Source organism: Variovorax sp. EBFNA2 (assembly GCF_033802765.1).
GTDB classification, from domain to species: Bacteria; Pseudomonadota; Gammaproteobacteria; order Burkholderiales; family Burkholderiaceae_C; genus Variovorax; species Variovorax paradoxus_H.
This window is the reverse complement of record NZ_CP138496.1, coordinates 5,134,094-5,152,206: the sequence shown is the minus strand read 5'-3', so window position 1 is coordinate 5,152,206 and position 18,113 is coordinate 5,134,094. Positions and strand designations below refer to the sequence as shown.

At 69.7% G+C, this 18,113-nt stretch carries 18 protein-coding genes; 4 read left to right on the top strand and 14 right to left on the bottom strand.

What is annotated here, in order from left to right:
• Genes RZE79_RS24190 through RZE79_RS24180 form a run of 3 tightly spaced genes read left to right on the top strand, consistent with a single transcriptional unit; the run spans position 1 to position 4,385 of the window.
• Positions 1-1,620: an ABC transporter ATP-binding protein gene (locus RZE79_RS24190; RefSeq protein ID WP_319357158.1), complete on the top strand. Its 1,620-nt coding sequence runs from the start codon at positions 1-3 to the stop codon at positions 1,618-1,620.
• Positions 1,621-1,657: 37 nt separating this feature from the next.
• Positions 1,658-3,160 carry a M81 family metallopeptidase gene (locus RZE79_RS24185; protein WP_319357157.1) on the top strand — a complete coding sequence of 501 codons (1,503 nt, stop codon included), beginning with the start codon at positions 1,658-1,660 and terminating at the stop codon, positions 3,158-3,160.
• A gap of 40 nt (positions 3,161-3,200) precedes the next feature.
• Positions 3,201-4,385, top strand: coding sequence for a M20 aminoacylase family protein (locus tag RZE79_RS24180; RefSeq protein WP_319357156.1), 1,185 nt, complete (start codon positions 3,201-3,203; stop codon positions 4,383-4,385).
• Positions 4,386-4,388: 3 nt separating this feature from the next.
• Here RZE79_RS24180 and RZE79_RS24175 read toward each other — a convergent pair whose 3' ends face one another.
• The 7 genes from RZE79_RS24175 to RZE79_RS24145 all read right to left on the bottom strand — a co-directional run bounded on the left by RZE79_RS24175 (position 4,389) and on the right by RZE79_RS24145 (position 13,642).
• Complete coding sequence (locus RZE79_RS24175; protein ID WP_319361276.1) at positions 4,389-5,702, bottom strand: MFS transporter; 1,314 nt, start codon at positions 5,700-5,702, stop codon at positions 4,389-4,391.
• A 5-nt stretch (positions 5,703-5,707) separates the two neighbouring features.
• Positions 5,708-6,388 (bottom strand): FadR/GntR family transcriptional regulator, encoded by a 681-nt coding sequence (locus RZE79_RS24170; RefSeq protein WP_319357155.1) that lies wholly within the window; start codon positions 6,386-6,388, stop codon positions 5,708-5,710.
• A gap of 99 nt (positions 6,389-6,487) precedes the next feature.
• The gene (locus RZE79_RS24165; protein ID WP_319357154.1) at positions 6,488-7,918 is read right to left on the bottom strand and encodes a TPM domain-containing protein; all 1,431 of its coding nucleotides are present in this window, start codon (positions 7,916-7,918) and stop codon (positions 6,488-6,490) included.
• Between the two features lie 17 nt (positions 7,919-7,935).
• Positions 7,936-10,188 (bottom strand): penicillin-binding protein 1C, encoded by a 2,253-nt coding sequence (gene pbpC, locus RZE79_RS24160; protein WP_319357153.1) that lies wholly within the window; start codon positions 10,186-10,188, stop codon positions 7,936-7,938.
• Positions 10,189-10,273: 85 nt separating this feature from the next.
• Positions 10,274-12,667, bottom strand: coding sequence for an excinuclease ABC subunit UvrA (locus RZE79_RS24155; RefSeq protein WP_319357152.1), 2,394 nt, complete (start codon positions 12,665-12,667; stop codon positions 10,274-10,276).
• Between the two features lie 86 nt (positions 12,668-12,753).
• On the bottom strand, positions 12,754-13,164 hold the full coding sequence (locus RZE79_RS24150) for a VOC family protein (protein WP_153282417.1): 411 nt from the start codon (positions 13,162-13,164) through the stop codon (positions 12,754-12,756).
• A gap of 31 nt (positions 13,165-13,195) precedes the next feature.
• Complete coding sequence (locus RZE79_RS24145; RefSeq protein ID WP_099795507.1) at positions 13,196-13,642, bottom strand: helix-turn-helix transcriptional regulator; 447 nt, start codon at positions 13,640-13,642, stop codon at positions 13,196-13,198.
• A gap of 183 nt (positions 13,643-13,825) precedes the next feature.
• Between RZE79_RS24145 and RZE79_RS24140 the strand changes: the two genes are divergently transcribed.
• Positions 13,826-14,032: a hypothetical protein gene (locus RZE79_RS24140; protein WP_056572175.1), complete on the top strand. Its 207-nt coding sequence runs from the start codon at positions 13,826-13,828 to the stop codon at positions 14,030-14,032.
• Positions 14,033-14,111: 79 nt separating this feature from the next.
• Here the strand turns inward: RZE79_RS24140 and RZE79_RS24135 are convergent, their stop codons facing one another.
• From RZE79_RS24135 to RZE79_RS24105, 7 genes are all read right to left on the bottom strand, one after another.
• Positions 14,112-14,738, bottom strand: coding sequence for a LysE family translocator (locus RZE79_RS24135; RefSeq protein WP_319357151.1), 627 nt, complete (start codon positions 14,736-14,738; stop codon positions 14,112-14,114).
• Positions 14,739-14,804: 66 nt separating this feature from the next.
• On the bottom strand, positions 14,805-15,095 hold the full coding sequence (locus tag RZE79_RS24130; protein WP_319357150.1) for a DUF2277 domain-containing protein: 291 nt from the start codon (positions 15,093-15,095) through the stop codon (positions 14,805-14,807).
• Between the two features lie 112 nt (positions 15,096-15,207).
• A complete protein-coding gene (locus RZE79_RS24125; protein ID WP_319357149.1) occupies positions 15,208-15,573 on the bottom strand; it encodes a nuclear transport factor 2 family protein in 366 nt (121 codons plus the stop codon).
• 75 nt (positions 15,574-15,648) lie between these two features.
• Positions 15,649-15,996, bottom strand: a complete 348-nt coding sequence (locus RZE79_RS24120) for an NIPSNAP family protein (RefSeq protein ID WP_319357148.1) — start codon at positions 15,994-15,996, stop codon at positions 15,649-15,651.
• A 19-nt stretch (positions 15,997-16,015) separates the two neighbouring features.
• The gene (locus RZE79_RS24115; protein WP_319357147.1) at positions 16,016-16,852 is read right to left on the bottom strand and encodes a hypothetical protein; all 837 of its coding nucleotides are present in this window, start codon (positions 16,850-16,852) and stop codon (positions 16,016-16,018) included.
• Positions 16,849-17,361 (bottom strand): tyrosine-protein phosphatase, encoded by a 513-nt coding sequence (locus tag RZE79_RS24110; RefSeq protein WP_319357146.1) that lies wholly within the window; start codon positions 17,359-17,361, stop codon positions 16,849-16,851. Before RZE79_RS24110 ends, RZE79_RS24115 begins: the two co-directional genes overlap by 4 nt.
• 27 nt (positions 17,362-17,388) lie before the next feature.
• Positions 17,389-18,033, bottom strand: coding sequence for a hypothetical protein (locus RZE79_RS24105; RefSeq protein ID WP_319357145.1), 645 nt, complete (start codon positions 18,031-18,033; stop codon positions 17,389-17,391).
• Positions 18,034-18,113 lie beyond the last annotated feature (80 nt).

Below are 18,113 nucleotides of genomic sequence, written 5' to 3'. Positions count from 1 at the left end.
ATGACGCAACAAGCCCCTGTCCTTTCCGTTCGCGACCTTGCCATCGCATTGCCGCGCGGCGGCGACCGGCCGCATGCGGTCGACAAGGTGTCCTTCGACGTGCCGCCCGGCAAGATCGTCTGCCTGCTCGGCGAATCGGGCTCGGGAAAATCGGTCATCGCCAATGCGGTGATGGGCCTGCTGCCCGCGGGGCTCGCGCCGGTGCGCGGCACCATCGAACTGCAGGGCGAGAACCTGCTCGCCGCGCCGACGTCGCGCCTGCGCCAGTTGCGCGGCCCGTCGATGGCGATGGTGTTCCAGGAGCCGATGACCGCGCTCAACCCCGTGATGACCTGCGGCGCGCAGATCGACGAAATGCTGGCGCAGCACGTGCACATGGGCGCGGCCGAGCGGCGGCAGAAGATCCTTGCGATCATGGCGCGCGTGCGGCTGCCGGAGCCCGAGCGCATCTACGCCTCGTACCCGCACCAGCTCTCGGGCGGGCAGCGCCAGCGCATCGTGATCGCGATGGCGCTCATCCTCAAGCCCGCGCTCCTGATCTGCGACGAGCCGACCACCGCGCTCGACGTGACCACGCAGGCCGAGATCCTCAAGCTCATCCTCGAACTGCAGACCGAGAACGGCACGGCCGTGCTCTTCATCACGCACGACTTCGGCGTGGTGGCCGAGATTGCCGACGAGGTGGTGGTGCTGCAGCTCGGCGCCATGATCGAGAAGGACGACAAGATGGCGGTGCTCACGGCGCCGCGCGAGCCCTACACGAAGATGCTGCTCGATGCGGTGCCCGAGCTTTCCGCGCACAAGCGCCCACCGGTCGTGGACGCGTATCCGCTGCTCAACGCGGTGAACATCTGCAAGACCTACGTCACGGGCAGCTGGCCCGGCAAGCGCCGCACGGTGAAGGCCGCGCGCGACGTCTCGCTCGAAGTGCGCCCAGGAGAAACCGTGGGCATCGTGGGCGAATCGGGCTCGGGCAAGTCGACGGTGGCGCGCTGCATCGCGCGGCTGATCGACCCGACCTCGGGCGACATCTTTGCCGACGGCCGGTCGGTCGCGCATGTCAGGGGGCGCGCGCTGTCGCCGTTCCGGCGCACGGTGCAGGTGATCTTCCAGGACCCGTACCGCTCGCTCAACCCGCGCCAGACCGTGGGCGACTCCATCATCGAAGGGCCGGTGAACTTCGGCACGCCGCACGGCCAGGCCTGGGCGCGCGCCGAAGAGCTGATGCGTCTGGTGCGCCTGTCGCCCGACGCGCTGCGCCGCTACCCGAGCGAGTTCTCGGGCGGCCAGCGCCAGCGCATCTCGATTGCGCGCGCGCTGGCCTGCGACCCCAAGGTGCTGATCGCCGATGAGGCCGTGTCGGCGCTCGACGTGTCGGTGCAGGCGCAGATCCTGCGGCTGCTCGACGAGATCCAGCAGCGGCTGAAGATCGGCATTCTCTTCATCACCCACGACCTGCGCGTGGCCAGTCAGATCTGCGACAGCGTGCTCGTGATGAGCCAGGGTGAAATCGTGGAACGCGGTGACGTGAAGGACGTGTTCTTCGCGCCGCAGCACGACTACACGCGCAAACTGCTGGCTGCCGCGCCGGGCCGCGACTTTGCCTTTGCACGCAGCTGAAATTCCTTCGTCCCACGTCAATGAAAAAAAGGATGCCATGAAAGTCTTCATCGCCGGTTTCCAGCACGAGACCAACACCTTCGCACCCAGCAAGGCCGACTGGGCCGCGTTCAATGCGGGCTCCAGCTTTCCGCCGTACCGGCGCGGTGCAGCGATCGTCGAGGCCTATGCGGGCCGCAACATTCCTGTCGGCGGCTTCATCGACGCGGCGCGCGAAAAGGGCTGGTCGCTGGTGCCTTCGGCCTGGGCCGGCGCCACGCCTTCGGCGCACGTGACCGAGGACGCCTTCGAGCGCATCTCGGGCGCCATCACCGAAGACCTGGCGGCCGCGCTGGCCGATGGCGGCATCGACGCGGTCTACCTCGACCTGCACGGCGCGGCCGTGACCGAACACCTCGAAGACCCCGAGGGCGAGCTGATCGCGCGCATCCGCACGCTCGTGGGCCCCGACCTGCCGATCGTCGCGAGCCTCGACCTGCACGGCAACATCACCGCGCAGATGCTGGCCGAGGCCGATGCGCTGGCCACCTACCGCACCTACCCGCACATCGACATGGCCGACACGGGCCGCCTGGCCGCGACCCTGCTGGAGCGCCGCATGGCGCGCGGCACGCGCGAGCCGCTGCATGCGCGGCGCTTCACCTTCCTGCTGCCGTTGAATGTGCAGTCGACCATGATCGAACCCGCCGCGTCGGTGTACGGACTGCTGAAGGCGCTCGACGCGCAGCACGACGCGGTGTTGAGTTTTGCCACCGGTTTTCCAGCCGCCGACATCGCCGAGTGCGGCCCGGTGGTCTGGGGCTACGGTGACGATGCCGGCGCGGCCGTGGCCACGCTGTACGAGCGCATCGACCAGCCGCGTTCGCAGTGGCGGCTCGACGTGCTCGAGCCGCGGGTGGCCGTGGCGCGTGCGCTCGAACTGGCCGAGGGCGCGAGCCAGCCGGTCGTCGTCGCCGACACGCAGGACAACCCCGGCGCGGGCGCCGACAGCAACACCACCGGCATGCTGCATGCGCTGCTGGCCGAGGGCGCGGGTAAGCGCTTTCCAGGCAAGGTCGCGCTCGGGCTGATGTTCGATCCGGCCGCGGCGGCCGCGGCACACGCCGCTGGCGTGGGCGCGCAGATCCGCATCGCGCTCGGCACCTCGGTGCCCACATGGGGCGGCCAGTTCAGCGATGCGCCGGTCGAAGGCGTGTTCACCGTGACGGCGCTCAGCGACGGTCAGGTGAAGGGCAAGGGGCCGATGTCGCGAGGCGGCACGGTGTCGCTGGGCCCGAGCGCCTGCCTGGAGATCGAGGGCGTGCGCATCGCCGTGGCCAGCGGCAAGAGCCAGATGCTCGACCGCGAGTTCTTCCGCTACCTGGGCATCGAGCCCGAGGCGATGAAGGTGCTGGTCAACAAGAGCTCGGTGCATTTCCGGGCCGACTTCGCGCCCATCGCCAGCACCATCCTCGTGGCCAAGGCGCCGGGGCCGATGGCCGCCGACCCGGCCGACCTGCCGTGGACGCGGTTGCCCGCCACGATGGCGCTGCGGCCTTGAGCACCCCTTCTTTTTTCTTCCATCTCACACAGAGCACACGATGCCTCAAGACGCACAGCATTACCTCGAGTACATGAGAAAGCACGCCGCCGAATTCGTCACGGTGCGCCAGCAGATCCACCAGAACCCCGAGCTCGGCTTCGAGGAGTTCGGCACCAGCGACCTGGTCGCCGAGCGCCTTGCGGGCTGGGGCTACGAGGTCGAGCGCGGGTTGGGCGTGACCGGCCTCGTCGGCCGCCTGAAACGCGGCAGCGGCACGCGCACCATCGGCATCCGTGCCGACATGGACGCGCTGCCCATCGAGGAGAAGACGGGCCTAGCCTACCGCAGCGGACGGCCCGGCATCATGCACGCCTGCGGCCATGACGGCCACACGGCCATGCTGCTGGGCGCGGCCAAGTACCTGGCGCAGCACGGCGAGTTTTCGGGCACGCTGAACCTGATCTTCCAGCCGGCCGAAGAGGGCATGGGCGGCGCCGTGAAGATGATGGACGACGGCCTGTTCGAGAAGTACCCGTGCGACGCGGTGTACGCCATGCACAACTCCCCGGGCCGCAGGCAGGGCGACCTGGTGTTCCGCGAAGGCGCGGCCATGGCCTCGTCGGACTACGCCACCGTCACGCTCACCGGCGTGGGCGGCCACGGCGCCATGCCGCACCGCACGGCCGACCCGATCGTGGCGGCGTCGAGCATCGTCATGGCGCTGCAGACCATCGTCTCGCGCAACGCCGATCCGCAGGAGATGTCGATCGTCACCGTCGGCGCCATCCATGCCGGCAAGGCCAACAACGTGATCCCGGAGACCTGCACGCTGGAGATCAGCGTGCGCTCGCTGGACCGCGAGGTGCGCATGCTGCTGGAGAAGCGGCTCAAGGCCATCGTGAACGCGCAGGCCGAGAGCTTCGGCGTGCGCGCGCACATCGACTACCGCAAGGGCTATGCGGTGCTGGTCAACACGCCGCAAGAAACCGAGTTCGCGCGCCGCATCGGCCGCGAGCTGGTGGGCGAGGCCCACGTCGAGCCGCAGGGCCCGGCCGTCACGGGCAGCGAAGACTTCGCCTTCATGCTGGAGAAGAAGCCCGGCTGCTACCTGTTCATCGGCAATGGCGCGCCGGGCGAGCACGGCGGCTGCATGGTGCACAACCCCGGCTACGACTTCAACGACAGCAACCTGCCGATCGGCGCCGCCTACTGGGCGCTGCTCGCCGAGAGCTACCTGCAGTGAGGCTCAGTGGCGCGGCACCGTCACCGCGCCCACATGCAGCGTGCGCCCGGCGCCCAGCCCCGCGATGACCAGCGCCACGCCCAGGCCGACGAACAGCCAGGCCGAGGCGTGGAAGCTGCCGGTCCAGCCGTGCAGCAGCCCGGCCAGCAAGGGGCCGAAGGCCGCCACCATGTAGCCCACGCCCTGCGCCATGCCCGACAGGTGCGCGGCGATGTGCGAATCGGGCGAGCGCAGCACGATCATGGTGAGCGCCAGCGCGAAGGTGCCGCCCTGCGAAATGCCGAGCACCACGGCCCAGGTCCACATGCCGCCGGGGGCGTTGACCGGCGCGAACAGCATGGCCAGCATGGCCGCCACGGTCATCGCCGACAGCACCACCGCCAGCGCGCGCTGGTTGCGCAGCTTCACGGCCAGTGCGGGCACCACGAGGCAGGTCACGACCTGCGTCATGACCGACAGCGACACCACGTAGCCGGCCATTTCGCCGCTGAGCCCGCGCTCGCGCAGGATCGGCGCGAGCCAGCCCATCACGATGTACGCCAGGGCCGATTGCAGCCCCATGAAGAAGGTGACCTGCCAGGCCAGCCGGTCGCGCCACAGGCCGCGCACGGTGAAGCCTGATTCGCTCGCCACCGGCTTGAGCGGCAGCGCCTGCGGCGCCCAGATGAAGGTGACCAGCGCGGCCGGCACGGCCCACATGGCGAGCGCCAGCGTCCAGCCGCCGCCCAGTGCGTGCTCCAGCGGCACCGTGAGGCCCGCGGCACTGGCGGCGCCGCCGCACACGGCCATGGTGTACAGGCCCATCATCAGCGCGGCCTGCCTGGCGAAGTCGCGCTTCACCAGGCCCGAGAGCAGCACGTTCGACACCGCGATGCCGCTGCCCGCGATGGCCGAAGCCAGGAACAGCAGCGGGATGTTGCCGGTGCCGCGCAGCAGCGTGCCCACGCCGATCAGCACCATGCAGCCCAGCAGCGTGCGTTCGGTGCCGAAGCGGCGCCCGAGCCAGGGCGCCATCGGCGCGAACACGCCCAGGCAGACGATCGGCAGCGTGGTCAACAAGCTCGCGGCGGTGGCCGACAGGCCGGTGGCGCGGATGATCTCCGGCAGCACCACCGACAGGCTGGCGAACACCGGCCGCAGGTTGAAGGCGATGAGCACCACCGTGAGGCCAAGCAGCAGTTGGCGGCCCCGGCTGGGTGTCGGTGTGGGGCGCGGCGCGGGCAGGCTGTCGACCTCGGCGTCGATCAGCAGTTCTTCGGCGCTGGATGGCGCCGCCTGGGTGCGCGCCGTGGTGGCCGCACCCGTGGGCAAGGTCATGGAGTTCATGCGGTGCCCAGCGCCAGGACGTGCATCGTGGGCGCCATCAGGTCGCGCACGGCGGCGGCCGCACGCGCGGGGTCGCGGCTCGCAATGCCCTCGACGATGGCGCGGTGCGCGGCCTCGTCGGGCTCGGGCAGGTTGGTGCTCAGCGTGCTGGCGATGGTTTCCTTGATGTAGCCGGTGATGAAGCGGCAGGTTTCGACCAGCGCCAGGTTGCCCGACACATCGACGATGGCGAGATGAAAGGCCAGGTCGCGCTCGATGAAGGCGGCGCCGCCGTCGGCCGCATCGGGCTGGCCGCGCTTGTCGAGCAGGGCATTGAGACGGCGCAGGTCTTTCGCGGTGTGGCGCACGGCGGCGAGCCGGGCGGCTTCGACCTCGAGCGCGCGGCGCACCTCGAACTGGTCGCGCAAGCTCGCCAGGCGCAGCTTCTGCAGGCTGGCCGAAGGGTCGAAGCCCGAGCGCACGTAGGTGCCCGAACCCTGGCGCACCTCGAGCAGGCCGCGCGACACCAGCGTCTTCACCGCCTCGCGCACCGTGCCGCGGCTCACGCCCAGCAGCTGCGCCAGCTGCGGCTCGATCGGAATGCGCGAGCCGATGGGCCAGCGGCCCGCGGCGATCTCGGTGCGGATGCTGTTCGCGGCGGCGTCGGCCAGGGAGGTGCGGGGAGGTTGGACGAGCATGGGTCAGGCCGGCTTATTCATTGAATGATTGGATGAATTTAATCATCCTTGAAAAGTCGCAGTCGGCGGCAGGGGCATGGGCCCCGGGCGCCGCCCGCCTCACCAACTGCCCGAGGCGCCGCCGCCGCTGCTCGAACCGCCGCTGTCCGAGGAGGACGAAGACGACGAGGAAGACGATGACGAACTGCCGCTGTCGTCATCGTCGCTGCTGCCCGATTCCCAGACGCCAGGCGGCAGGAAGCCGATCAGCATCGAGAAGAACGCCGCCAGCGCGATGGGAATCCAAGAGGTGTCCGGCACCGGGCCGGGCGAGGTTTCATGGAACACGTAGCCGCAGATGCCCGCCACGATGACCAGCCGGACGAAAAAGCTGACCACGCTGCGCTGAAAGGTGTTGACCATGCAGCGCAGGATGATCACCGCGAACAGCGTCACGCCGCCGATGCACAGCGCCCACAGGAAGCCCCACCAGAAGCGCTCGGCGCCGACCGTGAATGCGATGGCGACCAGCGACGCGATCACGAGCACGAAGCCGCCCATGAAGATGGCTGCCGTGCGCGACATGCCGCAGAGAAAGCCCAGCCCGTAGCCGAAGGCCGCCGGCATCGCCAGCACCAGTGCGATGGGCGGGTTCAGCAGCGCTGCGCCGGCTGCCAGCGGGCCGGCCCCGAGCAGGCCGAGCACCAGGCGCAGGTCGCGCGGGGCAGGGCGCGCATGCGCCGGTTCGGGCTTCATGGCCGCCAGGGCGTCGGCCCAGGGCTCGGGGCCCGCACTGCCTTTGCGCGTGCTCTTGCGTTTTTTCTCTTCGGCACGCCGCGAGGCCGAGGTGCCGCGCGGCGGGTCGCGCTCGATGCCGCGGCCGTGGTAGATGCCCAGGCCCAGGCCCCACAGCAGCACGCCCAGCAGGCTCCAGCCTTCGGGTGTGACCTTGCCGCCGCTCGTCAGGCTGGTGACTTTCTCGTCGTCGGGTGCGGGGGCGGGTGCGGCGGCGTGGTCCACGGCGATCTGCTGCGACTCGGGTTCGCTGACGCCCACCTCGCCCTGAAGCAGCCGCGCGAGCGCGCCCACGGCCGACTGCACGCCGCCGGCAAAGTCGCCCTCGCGAAAGCGCGGCGCCATCTCGCGGTCGATGATGCGGGCCGCCTGGATGTCGGTCACCGTGCCCTCGAGGCCGGTGCCGACCTCGATGCGCATGCGGCGGTCTTTCTGCGCCACGAGCAGCAGGATGCCGTCGTCGGCCTCGCTGCGGCCCAGCCGCCATTTGGCGAAGACGCGCGTGGCGTAGGCCTCGATGCTGTCCTCGCCCGTGGTCGGCACGATGAGCACCGCGAGCTGGGCTTCGGTACGGGACTGGATATCGGCGATCTGTTGGCGCAGCGCATCGGCCTCGCGGGGCGACAGCGCCTGTGCGAGGTCGACCACGCGCGAACTCATCGGCGGCACCGGCACGGGCTTGGCCTGCGCGACACGCGGGCCGGCGAGGCACAGCACGAACAGCAGGCCGAGGCACAGCGAGAGCCAGCGGGGCATCCATGTCAGTCCGTTCATCATCTACGCGTTCCCTTCGCTGCCACCACACCCGCGCCGCGCACTTCGACGCGGCGCTGATCAACCACCTTGCCGCTGGCGTCGACCAGCTCGATCAGGTGCCGGCCCGGCCATGGCAGCCACTGCGCGCTGTTGCCGCGCGCGTGGAACTTGCCGTCGATGCGCCACTGCACGCCGCGCCCTTCGGACTCGAAGCGCACGCGCTGGCGCTGCGGCGGAATGTCGGGGTCGAGCGCGAGGATCGTGCCGTCGGACGGCGCCGTGATGCGCGCCGAGGCTGCGTCGCTCGCCATGCCGGTGTCGAGCGCGAACAGCGGCTGCTCGGTGCCTTGCAAAAACCATTCACTGCGCGCCGCTTCGAGCGGGCTGCCGTCGGCGCCGGGGCCGAAGCTCACGGGCGCCTCGACCAACCCGGCGGGCGGCGTGGGCGCGCGGCTGGGTTCGCGGGCGTGCAGGAAGCGCATCACCTCGGCCCACACGGGTGCGGCGCCGCTGGTGCCGCTCACGTCCCACATCGAGGCGCCGCTCGCGTTGCCGACCCACACGCCGACCGTGTAACGCTGCGACCAGCCCACGGCCCAGTTGTCGCGCATGTCCTTGCTGGTGCCGGTCTTCACGGCGGTCCAGAAGCGGGTCGAGAGGATGCTGTCCAGCCCGAAGGTGCGCGTGCGCGCGTTCGGGTCGGACAGGATGTCGCCGACGATGAAGGCGGCGCGCGGATCGAGCAGCGGCGCAGCTTCAACGGGCTTCGTCTTGGTGGCCGGGGCAGACGGTCGTGGCGTGAGGGGCGTGAGCGTGGTCGCCCCGAAGCGTCCGCCGTTGGCCACCATGCGGTAGGCGTTGGCCAGCGACAGCAGCGACACCTCGGCGCTGCCGAGCGCCAGGCTGTAGCCGTAGTAGTCGCCGCTCTCGCGCAGCGGCAGGCCGGCGGCGCGCAGCTCGCGCGCAAAAGCCTCGGGCGACACCATCACCAGCGTGCGCACGGCCGGCACGTTGAGCGAGGCGGCCAGCGCGGTGCGCGCCGACACGGGGCCCTTGAAGCGGCGGTCGTAGTTCTGCGGAATGTAGAGGCCGCTCGCGGTGCTGATCTGCGCCGACGAGTCCTCGATGAGCGAAGCCGCCGTGATGCGCTTCTCGGCGATGGCCTGTGCGTACAGCAGCGGCTTGAGCGTGGAGCCGGGCTGGCGCAGCGCGGTCACGCCGTCGACCTCGGCGGCCTGGCTCAGCGGGCCCGAGGAGCCGACCCAGGCCAGCACCTCGCCGCTGGCGTTGTCGAGCACCACGAGCGCGCCGTCTTCGACGTGGCGGTCGCGCAGCTCGCGCAGGTGGCGCTGCAGGCTGTCGAGCGCGTAGCGCTGCAGCGGCGCGCGCAAGGTGGTGCGGACGCTGACGGGTGCGGTGGACTTTTCATCCGCGGCACCACGCAGCTCGCGCAGCACCCGCCGCGCGGCATGCGGCGCGATGCCTTCGTTGGGCTCGAATGCGCGCCGCTGCACCACCGCGCTGGTGAACATGTCGAGCGCCTCGCAGTCGGTCTTCGCGCCGGGCTCCATCACGCGCAGCACCTCGCAGGCGCGCTGCGCCACCAGCGCGGGGCGGGCGTTGGGTGCGCGCACCAGCGCGGCGGCCACGGCGGCCTCGCGCGCGTCGAGCCCGCTCGGGGCCTTGCTGAAGAGCGTGCGCGAGAGCGCGTCGATGCCGACGATCTCGCCGCGGAACGGCACCGTGTTCAGGTAGGCCTCGAGGATCTGGTCCTTGCGCCAGCGGCGCTCCAGCTGCGTGGCCGCCACGGTCTGGCCGATCTTCTGCGTGAAGCTGCGCCCGCCTGCCGCGCGGCGCAGGTCGTCGTCGAGCAGGCCCGCGAGCTGCATGGTGATGGTCGAGGCGCCGCGCGTGCGCGTGTTCCAGAGGTTGCCCCAGGCCGCGGCCGAGGCGGCGCGCCAGTCGACGCCGCTGTGTTCGTAGAAGCGCTTGTCCTCGCTCAGCAGCATGGCCGCGCGCAACGCGGGCGACACGTCGGCCAGTGCGATCCACTGGCCGCGCCGCACCGTGGGATCGGTGCGCACGCGCTGCAGCAGCTCGCCCTGGCGGTCGAGCACGGCGGTTTCGGAGGAGCGGAAGTCGCGCTTCACGTCCTCGAAGCTGGCCAGCGCCCAGGCCGCCGGCGCGCTGGCTGCCGCCAGCAGGACCACGGCCAGGCTCAGCGTGCGGCGGGCGGTGGAAGGAAACGAAGACGAAGGCGCAGGAGGCATCGCAGCAGACGGGGCCGCAGGGCGGCCGGCAAAGCGGAGACGGCCCATTCTCCGCCATGCCTTCCGGGGCCCGCCCACGGGCGCGTCAGGTGCGGACGTACGCCGCGAGGTGCTGGCCGGTGAGCGTGGCGCGCTTGGCGACCAGGTCGGCCGGCGTGCCCTCGAAGACCACGCGCCCGCCGTCGTGGCCGGCGCCGGGGCCCAGGTCGATGATCCAGTCGGCGTGCGCCATCACCGCCTGATGGTGCTCGATGACGATGACCGACTTGCCCGCATCCACCAGCCGGTCGAGCAGGGCCAGCAGCTGCGCCACGTCGGCCAGGTGCAGGCCGGTGGTCGGCTCGTCGAGCACGTACACGCCGCCCTTTTCGGCCATGTGCGTGGCCAGCTTGAGCCGCTGGCGCTCGCCGCCCGACAGCGTGGTGAGCGGCTGGCCCAGGCTCAGGTAGCCCAGGCCCACATCGGCCAGGCGTTCCAGGATGGCGTGCGCGGCCGGCGTGCGGGCCGGGCCTTCGCCGAAGAAGGCCGCGGCCTCGGTCACCGGCATCGTGAGCACCTCGCTGATGTCGCGCCCGCCGAAGCGGTGCTCGAGCACCGAGGCGTGGAAGCGCTTGCCTTCGCACTCTTCGCAGACGGTGGCCACGCCGGCCATCATCGCCAGGTCGGTGTAGATCACGCCCGCGCCGTTGCAGGTGGGGCAGGCGCCTTCGGAGTTGGCGCTGAACAGCGCCGGCTTCACGCCGTTGGCCTTGGCGAAGGCGTTGCGGATCGGGTCGAGCAGGCCGGTGTAGGTGGCCGGGTTGCTGCGCCGCGAGCCGCGGATCGCGCCCTGGTCGACCGCCACCACGCCCGCGCCGGCCGGAATCGATCCGTGCACCAGCGAGCTCTTGCCCGAGCCCGCGACGCCGGTCACGACCACCAGCACGCCCAGCGGAATGTCGACATCGACATTGCGCAGGTTGTGCGCCTTGGCGCCACGGATCGGCAGCGCGCCCGTGGGCTGGCGCACCTTTTTCTTGAGCGCGGCCCGGTCGTCCAGATGCCGGCCCGTGAGCGTGCCGCTGCTGCGCAGTTCTTCGACGGTGCCTTCGAAGCAGACCGTGCCGCCCGCCGCGCCCGCGCCGGGGCCGAGGTCGACGACGTGGTCGGCGATGGCGATGGCCTCGGGCTTGTGTTCGACCACGAGCACCGTGTTGCCCTTGTCGCGCAGCCGCAGCAGCAGCTCGTTCATGCGCTGGATGTCGTGCGGGTGCAGGCCGATGGTCGGCTCGTCGAAGACGTAGGTCACATCGGTAAGCGAAGAGCCCAGGTGGCGGATCATCTTCACGCGCTGCGCCTCGCCGCCCGAAAGGGTGCCCGAGGGGCGGTCGAGGCTGAGGTACCCAAGGCCGATTTCGACGAACGAGTCGAGCGTGTGCGCCAGCTTGGCGAGCAGCGGCGCCACCGAGGGCTCGCTCAGGCCGCGCACCCACACGGCGAGGTCGCTGATCTGCATCGCGCAGGCGTCGGCGATGTTGAGCTTCTTGATGCGCGACGAGCGCGCCGCTTCGCTGAGCCGCGTGCCGCCGCATTCGGGGCCGGTGGTGAAGGTCACGGCCCGTTCCACGAAGGCGCGGATGTGCGGCTGCATCGCCTCGACGTCCTTGGCCAAAAACGACTTCTGCACCTGCGGAATGAGGCCCAGGTAGGTGAGGTTGATGCCGTCGATCTTGATCTTGGTCGGCTCCTTGTGGAGCAGGGCGTCGAGCTCTTTCTTGGTGAACTTGCGGATCGGCTTGTCGGGGTCGAAGAAGCCGCAGCCGTTGAAGATGCGCCCGTACCAGCCTTCCATGCTGAAGCCCGGGATGGTGAGCGCGCCTTCGTTGAGCGACTTGCTGTCGTCGTAGAACGCGCTCAGGTCGAAGTCGGTGACCGCGCCCCGGCCTTCGCAGCGCGGGCACATGCCGCCGGTGCGGCTGAAGGTCTGCTTCACCGTTTTGCTCGCGCCGCGCTCCACGGTGATGGCGCCGGTGGCCTTCACCGAGGGCACGTTGAAGGCGAAGGCGCTGGGCGAGCCGATGTGCGGCTTGCCCAGCCGGCTGAAGAGAATGCGCAGCATCGCGTTGGCATCGGTGGCGGTGCCGACGGTGGAGCGCGGGTCGCCGCCCATGCGCTCCTGGTCCACGATGATCGCGGTCGTCAGGCCGTCGAGCACGTCGACCTCGGGCCGCGCCAGCGTCGGCATGAAGCCCTGCACGAAGGCGCTGTAGGTTTCGTTGATGAGCCGCTGCGACTCGGCCGCGATGGTGCCGAACACCAGCGAACTCTTGCCCGAGCCCGAGACGCCCGTGAACACCGTGAGCCGCCGCTTGGGCAGCTCGATGCTGATGTCCTTCAGGTTGTTGACGCGCGCGCCCTGCACGCGAATGAGGTCGTGGTCGTCGGCGGCGTGCCGGTCCTGCGTTTTTTTCGTGTCCTTCTTCGGGGCCTTGCTGCTCATCGGATCTTTCGTCTCTGGAAGGGGCACGGGGCCGCCACGGCGGAGGCGCCCGTGCAGGTCGATTGGGTGCGGGTGCCCGGATCGGCTCAGCGCGTCTGCTGGATGCGGATCAGGTTGCCCGCCGGGTCGCGCACCGCGCAGTCGCGCACGCCATAGGGCTGGTCGGTGGGCTCCTGCACGATCTCGGTGTTGCGGGCCTGCAGCCGATCGAAGGTGCCTTCGAGGTCGGGCGTGGCCAGCAGCAGCGAGGCGAAGGTGCCCTTGGCCATCATCTCGGCGATGGTGCGGCGTTCGTCGTCGGTGAGCCCGGGCGTGGCGGCCGGCGGGTACAGCACGATGGAGGTGGCAGGCTGGCCGGCCGGGCCGACCGTGATCCAGTGCATGCCGCCGTAGGCGACGTCGTTGCGCACCTCGAAGCCGAGGGTGTCGCGATAGAAGGCCAGCGAGGCCTCGGGGTCGGTGTGCGGAAGAAAGCTCGAATGGATGCTGAGGTTCATGGTGATGAGGGTCCGGTGTGTGTACGGGCCGTCATGCTAGGTGCGAGGCGGGGTTTCGCGCTTCTCGATTCCTGATCGGCCGCGTCACTTGTTTGGCGATGCACGCCGGCATGCCCGCCGTGGCCTGCGCCGCCTCGCGCCGATAGACGCCGGGCGACACGCCGACCAGCTCGGTGAAGCGCGTGGTGAAGGTGCCCAGCGACGCGCAGCCGACCTCGAAGCAGACCTCGGTCACGCTGAGGTCGCCGCGGCGCAGCAGCGCCATCGCGCGCTCGATGCGCCGTGTCATCAGGTACGCGTAGGGCGACTCGCCATACGCCAGCCGGAACTGGCGGCTCAGGTGCCCGGCCGACATGTTCGCGTCGCGCGCGAGCGCTTCCACGTCGAGCGGCTGCGCGTGCTCGCGGTCGATGCGGTCACGCACGCGGCGCAGCCGTGCGAGGTCGGGCAGGGAGGGTTGGGGCTGCGTGGCACTCATCGGGGCGGATCGTGCCACGTCGCTCCGGCGTGCTCAAGCGCAGGCAAAGGTTCCACATCCGGTAACGAACTTCACACAAGCACCTGCATCTGGAAACCCGAAGCGAACGCGGCGGGGCTTCAATACGGTACGGGCTCGCAGGAGGCGCGCCCGGCCGTACCGCTCACCCAAGGAGAACTTCGCATGACAAAAACACTCGCGCTTCTGCTGGCTGCCTCGGCCATCCTGGCCGGTTGCGTCGTCGCACCCTACGACCGCGGACCGCCCCCGCGCGGCCATGGCTACGACCGCGACCGTGACGGCGTGCCCAACCGCTACGACCGCGATCGCGACAACGACGGCGTGCCCAACCGCTACGACCGCCGTCCGAACAACCCGTACCGCAACTGACGCCGGGCTGAAGCCCCAAAAGAAAGACCGCGAGGCGCACAGCCCCGCGGTCTTTTTTTCTTGTGCGCTGCAGGCGTGCTCAGCTCGTGCGGCGCGCCATCAGCGCCCACAGGCCGGCCGCGCTCAGCAGCGAGCCGCCTGCCAGGTGAAAGCGCCGCTGCACGCGCGGCGAGGCGAGCAGCCGGCCCGCCGAACTCGCGAACACGGCATAGAGCGTGGCATTGAGCGTCGCCAGCGCCACGAAGGTCAGGGCCAGCACCCACATCTGCTGCGACACGTCGGCGCCCGGGCGGATGAACTGCGGCAGGAAGGCGACGAAGAACACGATGCCCTTCGGGTTCAGCGCCGTCACCAGGTAGGTGTTGGCAAACAGGCGCCAGCGCGAGGCGGGCGCGGCCGGCGCGGCGGTCTCGGTGGACGAGATGCCGGCGCGCAGCAGCTTGATGCCCAGATACAGCAGGTACAGGCCGCCGGCCCACTTCACCACCGTGAACCAGAACGCCGACGTGGCCAGCAACGCGCCCAGGCCCAGCAGCGACACCACCAGCGCGGTCGAATCGCCCAGCGCCACGGCGGCCACCAGCGGCACGTTGGCGCGTCGGCCGTGCGACATCGAATAGCTGATCACCGTGAGGATGGTCGGCCCCGGAATGATCAGGAGCAACGCGGAGGCGGCGACGAAGGCGAGCCAGAGTTCGATGGGCATGGGGACGGATGCTCCTGATGGTGTGGGAGGGGCGGTGCGCCGTTCAGCGCGGGAACGAAGTCTTTTTCATGCATCCGATGTCGACGCGGGCGCACCGAAGCGCAGCGCGGACCGCGCCTTGGCGCGCTCGGCCTCGATGGTACGGTCGCGCGGCTCGGCCGTGGTCACCAGCGATTCGATCAACCGCCCGGCCGTGGCGGCCACCTCGTCGACGGCTCGCTCGAAGGCCTGCTCGTTGGCGCGCGAGGGCACGCTGAAGCCGCTGAGCTTGCGCACGAACTGCAGGGCGGCGGCGCGGATTTCCTGCTCGGTGGCAGGGGGCTCGAAGTTGTAGAGGGTCTTGATGCTGCGGCACATGGCGGATGCTCCGGTCAGACGCGGCGCAGGGGCCGCGCGGCCAGTCTAGCGAACCCGATCTTCTTGCGCAGCGCCCGCGGGGGAAGGCTGCGAGAGGCCCGGGGACACCCGATCAGCTGCCTTCGTAGAAGAACTCTTCGCGCACGATCTTGCCGTCCTTGACGGTGTACAGCGCCATTTCTTCCATCGTGAAGCGCTGGCCCGTGGGCTTCATCGTCACGTCGAAGCGGAAGCCGACGATGAAACGGTCGCCGTGCGGCCAGGGGCCGGCCACCTGGAACGAATGCACCTCGTGGTTGGCGACCCACCATTCGCCCTTGGCGCGGATCGCCGAGAGGCCCACCGACTCGCGCGACATGCCGGGCGGTGCGCTGGCCTCGACGCTGACGGCCTCTGGCGCATAGAGCGCCAGGGCTTCATCGAAGGTCCCTGCTTTGCACAGCGCCACGAGCTTCGCGGCGATTTGCTGGGTGTTCATGCGTTTCTCCAGTGAGGTGGGGGAATGACGGGAGGCGCAGTGTAGGCCCGCGCACCGCGCGGCGTCGACAGGCGTTTACCGCGCCGGGTCGTTGAGCGCGCGCAGACTGTCGACGCCCTCCGGCGAGAGCCACAGCAGCGTGTTCAGGTAGGTCTCGATGCGATCGACCAGCGCGCTGCGCGGGCCCTCGCGCCATTCGGTCGAACCGTAGAACGCTGCCTGCTCGGCCTCCAGCGCCTCGCGGCTCGCGTAGGCGCGCACGAGGTAGTAGCTCTCTTCCTCGTGGTCCGACTTGCCGTAGCTCACCACGTCCATGCCCTTGCTGCGCAGCATGGGCACCGAGCGTTCATGCATCGTGCGGTGGAAGTCGTCGAGGGTGCCGGGCTTGAGGCGGTAGATGCGAATTTCGAGGAGGCGGGTCATGAGGAATGGACTCTGCAGTTCATGCGGGAATGCGCGGCGCTTCGATGTCGTGCAGCTGCGCGCTGAAGTCGTACCTGTATGCGTAGTCGCCCGTGTAGGCCAGCGCGATCTTCCCGGTCCACGTGATGTGGAAGCGGTCGGTGCCCGCGATGCGGTCGAAGCGGATGCGATGCTGGGCCGCGGCGTCGTGTCCGAGCAGGTAGATGTGAAAGACGTTGTCTTCCATGTCTTCGGGCGGTGGCAGGTCGATGCTGACCTCGAGCCCGTCGAGCCGCGCCAGGCTGAAGTCGGGCAGTGCGCAGACCGCGAAGCCGCCGCCGTCGCCCCAGGCGGTCGACGACAGCGTGCAGCGGTGGTAGTTGTTCCAGACCCCGGGTGCCTCCCAATCGGACGGGTGGTCGATGTCCTCGTCTTCGGGCTCGTCGATCTCGCGCTCGGCGTCGTAGTCTGCGCTGCGCAGGTGCAGGTCGAACCAGACCTCGTTGTCCCGCACGGACGCGGTCCAGCGGAATTCCTTGACGGGATGGCCTTCGGGCCAGGGGTTGCCGGCGAAGTGAATGCGGTTTTGAGGGCGTGCCATGGGAGGAGTGTTCGCTGCGCCGTCGTGTGTGCGGGCGTAGGCGCTGTCGTCTGCGATCGCGACGCAGCGGTCCAGCAGGCCGGCCTCGCGCACCTCTTGCTCGGTGTCCACCTGGAACACGTTCTTGCGGCAATCGCTGCAGTACCGGACGCCGGGCGTGGCGGTTTCTTCGAGTGCGTCCCAGGGCTTGGGGCACGAGAGTGATCCGTCGTGCGCGCTTCTCGACGACGCTTGTGGATCGACCGGCGCGCGACCGATGCGGAGGGACTTCTTCATGGAGGCGGTGGGCGGCGGGTGCCGAAGACGTACTGCGCGACCCATTCCGCCTGCTCCGATGTATCGGGCATCTCGATGCCCCGGGAGCGGCTCAGCAGGTGGAAGATGTTCTGGCCCGGAACGCCGAGCCCGTGGAGCAGGCTGCCCGCGATGAGGCCCGTGCGGCCGATGCCTGCGTGGCAGTGAATCGCGATGGCCTTGCCGCTCGCCAGTTCGACGCCCAGTTCGGCAATGAGGTCCGCCGCGTCCCGTTGCGATGCCGGGATGCCGTGGTCCGGAATCGGGAAATGCCGGAACACGATCCCATGCTCGGCGCAGAGCGCAGGCTCGTCGTCGAGTTCAAGCGCCCTGATTTCCTGCGCCTCGAGCAAGGAGACCACGATGTTCAGCGAGGCACGCTGCCAGGACGCCACCTCCTCGCGCAGCGAGTCGCCGCCGCGCGGGCGTGCCATCAGGCCCAGCCGATGCGGCGGTATGCCGCGGACCCAGTGGATGGTGGTCTCGAACATGGCCTCTGGATCCGGCAGTGATGCCTCTCAGGTGAAAACAATCGCCGTCTTGTGCGCGATGCTCAGCCGCGCCGATTCATACAGCAGCAGCCAGGACTCGATCTCCCGGTAGATGCCTTCGTCCTCTCCCATGCTGTCGCCGAGCCGCGCGGCTTCCTCGTCCGACAGCTCGCCGTCCGAGAGCGTGATGCCGAGCGCCGGGGCGACCAGCACCAGTTCTTCGAGCAGGCGGTACGACGAGCCGAGCATGCCGCCGGGCAGGTCGGTCTCGTCTTCCTCGGCAAAGATCACGTCCTCGAAGTCGATCGGCAGATAGAAGCCTTCCGCGTCGGAGTGGCACAGCAGGTGGCTTTCGAACATGTGGGCCACGTCTTCGAGCGTCTCGTCTTCCGTGGGATCGGTGTCTTCCGGCAAGGGCGTGGCGATCCAGTCGGGTGTCGTCACGCGGTGCGCATAGGCGCGGCGCAGGTAGTGGATGAACGAGTAGGGCAGGCCGTCGAGCGGCGCGCGGGAGTCGAGCGGCGGCAAGCTGCGCGGCTCGACGTGCGGCGGCAGGCCGGCTTCGGCGAGCTTGCGATTCGCGGCGGCGAAATCGGCCTCGAAGTGTTCGATGCTCTCGGGATCGTTCTCGATCAGGTCGGCGAGGATGCCGACGCCAATGGCCAGGCCCATGGGGTTCTCCAGTTGGTGGGTTCGTCGCGATGGTGACGAGGACCGGTGAAGGCGGGATGACGGCCTGCCTTCACCGTTCG

What these genes read in the sequence shown, in the direction of transcription:
- RZE79_RS24190 (WP_319357158.1), top strand. Translation starts at nt 1, where the DNA reads ATGACGCAACAAGCCCCTGTCCTTTCCGTTCGCGACCTTGCCATCGCA.
- RZE79_RS24185 (WP_319357157.1), top strand. Translation starts at nt 1,658, where the DNA reads ATGAAAGTCTTCATCGCCGGTTTCCAGCACGAGACCAACACCTTCGCA.
- RZE79_RS24180 (WP_319357156.1), top strand. Translation starts at nt 3,201, where the DNA reads ATGCCTCAAGACGCACAGCATTACCTCGAGTACATGAGAAAGCACGCC.
- RZE79_RS24175 (WP_319361276.1), bottom strand. Translation starts at nt 5,702, where the DNA reads ATGACCTTGCCCACGGGTGCGGCCACCACGGCGCGCACCCAGGCGGCG.
- RZE79_RS24170 (WP_319357155.1), bottom strand. Translation starts at nt 6,388, where the DNA reads ATGCTCGTCCAACCTCCCCGCACCTCCCTGGCCGACGCCGCCGCGAAC.
- RZE79_RS24165 (WP_319357154.1), bottom strand. Translation starts at nt 7,918, where the DNA reads ATGCCCCGCTGGCTCTCGCTGTGCCTCGGCCTGCTGTTCGTGCTGTGC.
- pbpC (WP_319357153.1), bottom strand. Translation starts at nt 10,188, where the DNA reads ATGCCTCCTGCGCCTTCGTCTTCGTTTCCTTCCACCGCCCGCCGCACG.
- RZE79_RS24155 (WP_319357152.1), bottom strand. Translation starts at nt 12,667, where the DNA reads ATGAGCAGCAAGGCCCCGAAGAAGGACACGAAAAAAACGCAGGACCGG.
- RZE79_RS24150 (WP_153282417.1), bottom strand. Translation starts at nt 13,164, where the DNA reads ATGAACCTCAGCATCCATTCGAGCTTTCTTCCGCACACCGACCCCGAG.
- RZE79_RS24145 (WP_099795507.1), bottom strand. Translation starts at nt 13,642, where the DNA reads ATGAGTGCCACGCAGCCCCAACCCTCCCTGCCCGACCTCGCACGGCTG.
- RZE79_RS24140 (WP_056572175.1), top strand. Translation starts at nt 13,826, where the DNA reads ATGACAAAAACACTCGCGCTTCTGCTGGCTGCCTCGGCCATCCTGGCC.
- RZE79_RS24135 (WP_319357151.1), bottom strand. Translation starts at nt 14,738, where the DNA reads ATGCCCATCGAACTCTGGCTCGCCTTCGTCGCCGCCTCCGCGTTGCTC.
- RZE79_RS24130 (WP_319357150.1), bottom strand. Translation starts at nt 15,095, where the DNA reads ATGTGCCGCAGCATCAAGACCCTCTACAACTTCGAGCCCCCTGCCACC.
- RZE79_RS24125 (WP_319357149.1), bottom strand. Translation starts at nt 15,573, where the DNA reads ATGAACACCCAGCAAATCGCCGCGAAGCTCGTGGCGCTGTGCAAAGCA.
- RZE79_RS24120 (WP_319357148.1), bottom strand. Translation starts at nt 15,996, where the DNA reads ATGACCCGCCTCCTCGAAATTCGCATCTACCGCCTCAAGCCCGGCACC.
- RZE79_RS24115 (WP_319357147.1), bottom strand. Translation starts at nt 16,852, where the DNA reads ATGAAGAAGTCCCTCCGCATCGGTCGCGCGCCGGTCGATCCACAAGCG.
- RZE79_RS24110 (WP_319357146.1), bottom strand. Translation starts at nt 17,361, where the DNA reads ATGTTCGAGACCACCATCCACTGGGTCCGCGGCATACCGCCGCATCGG.
- RZE79_RS24105 (WP_319357145.1), bottom strand. Translation starts at nt 18,033, where the DNA reads ATGGGCCTGGCCATTGGCGTCGGCATCCTCGCCGACCTGATCGAGAAC.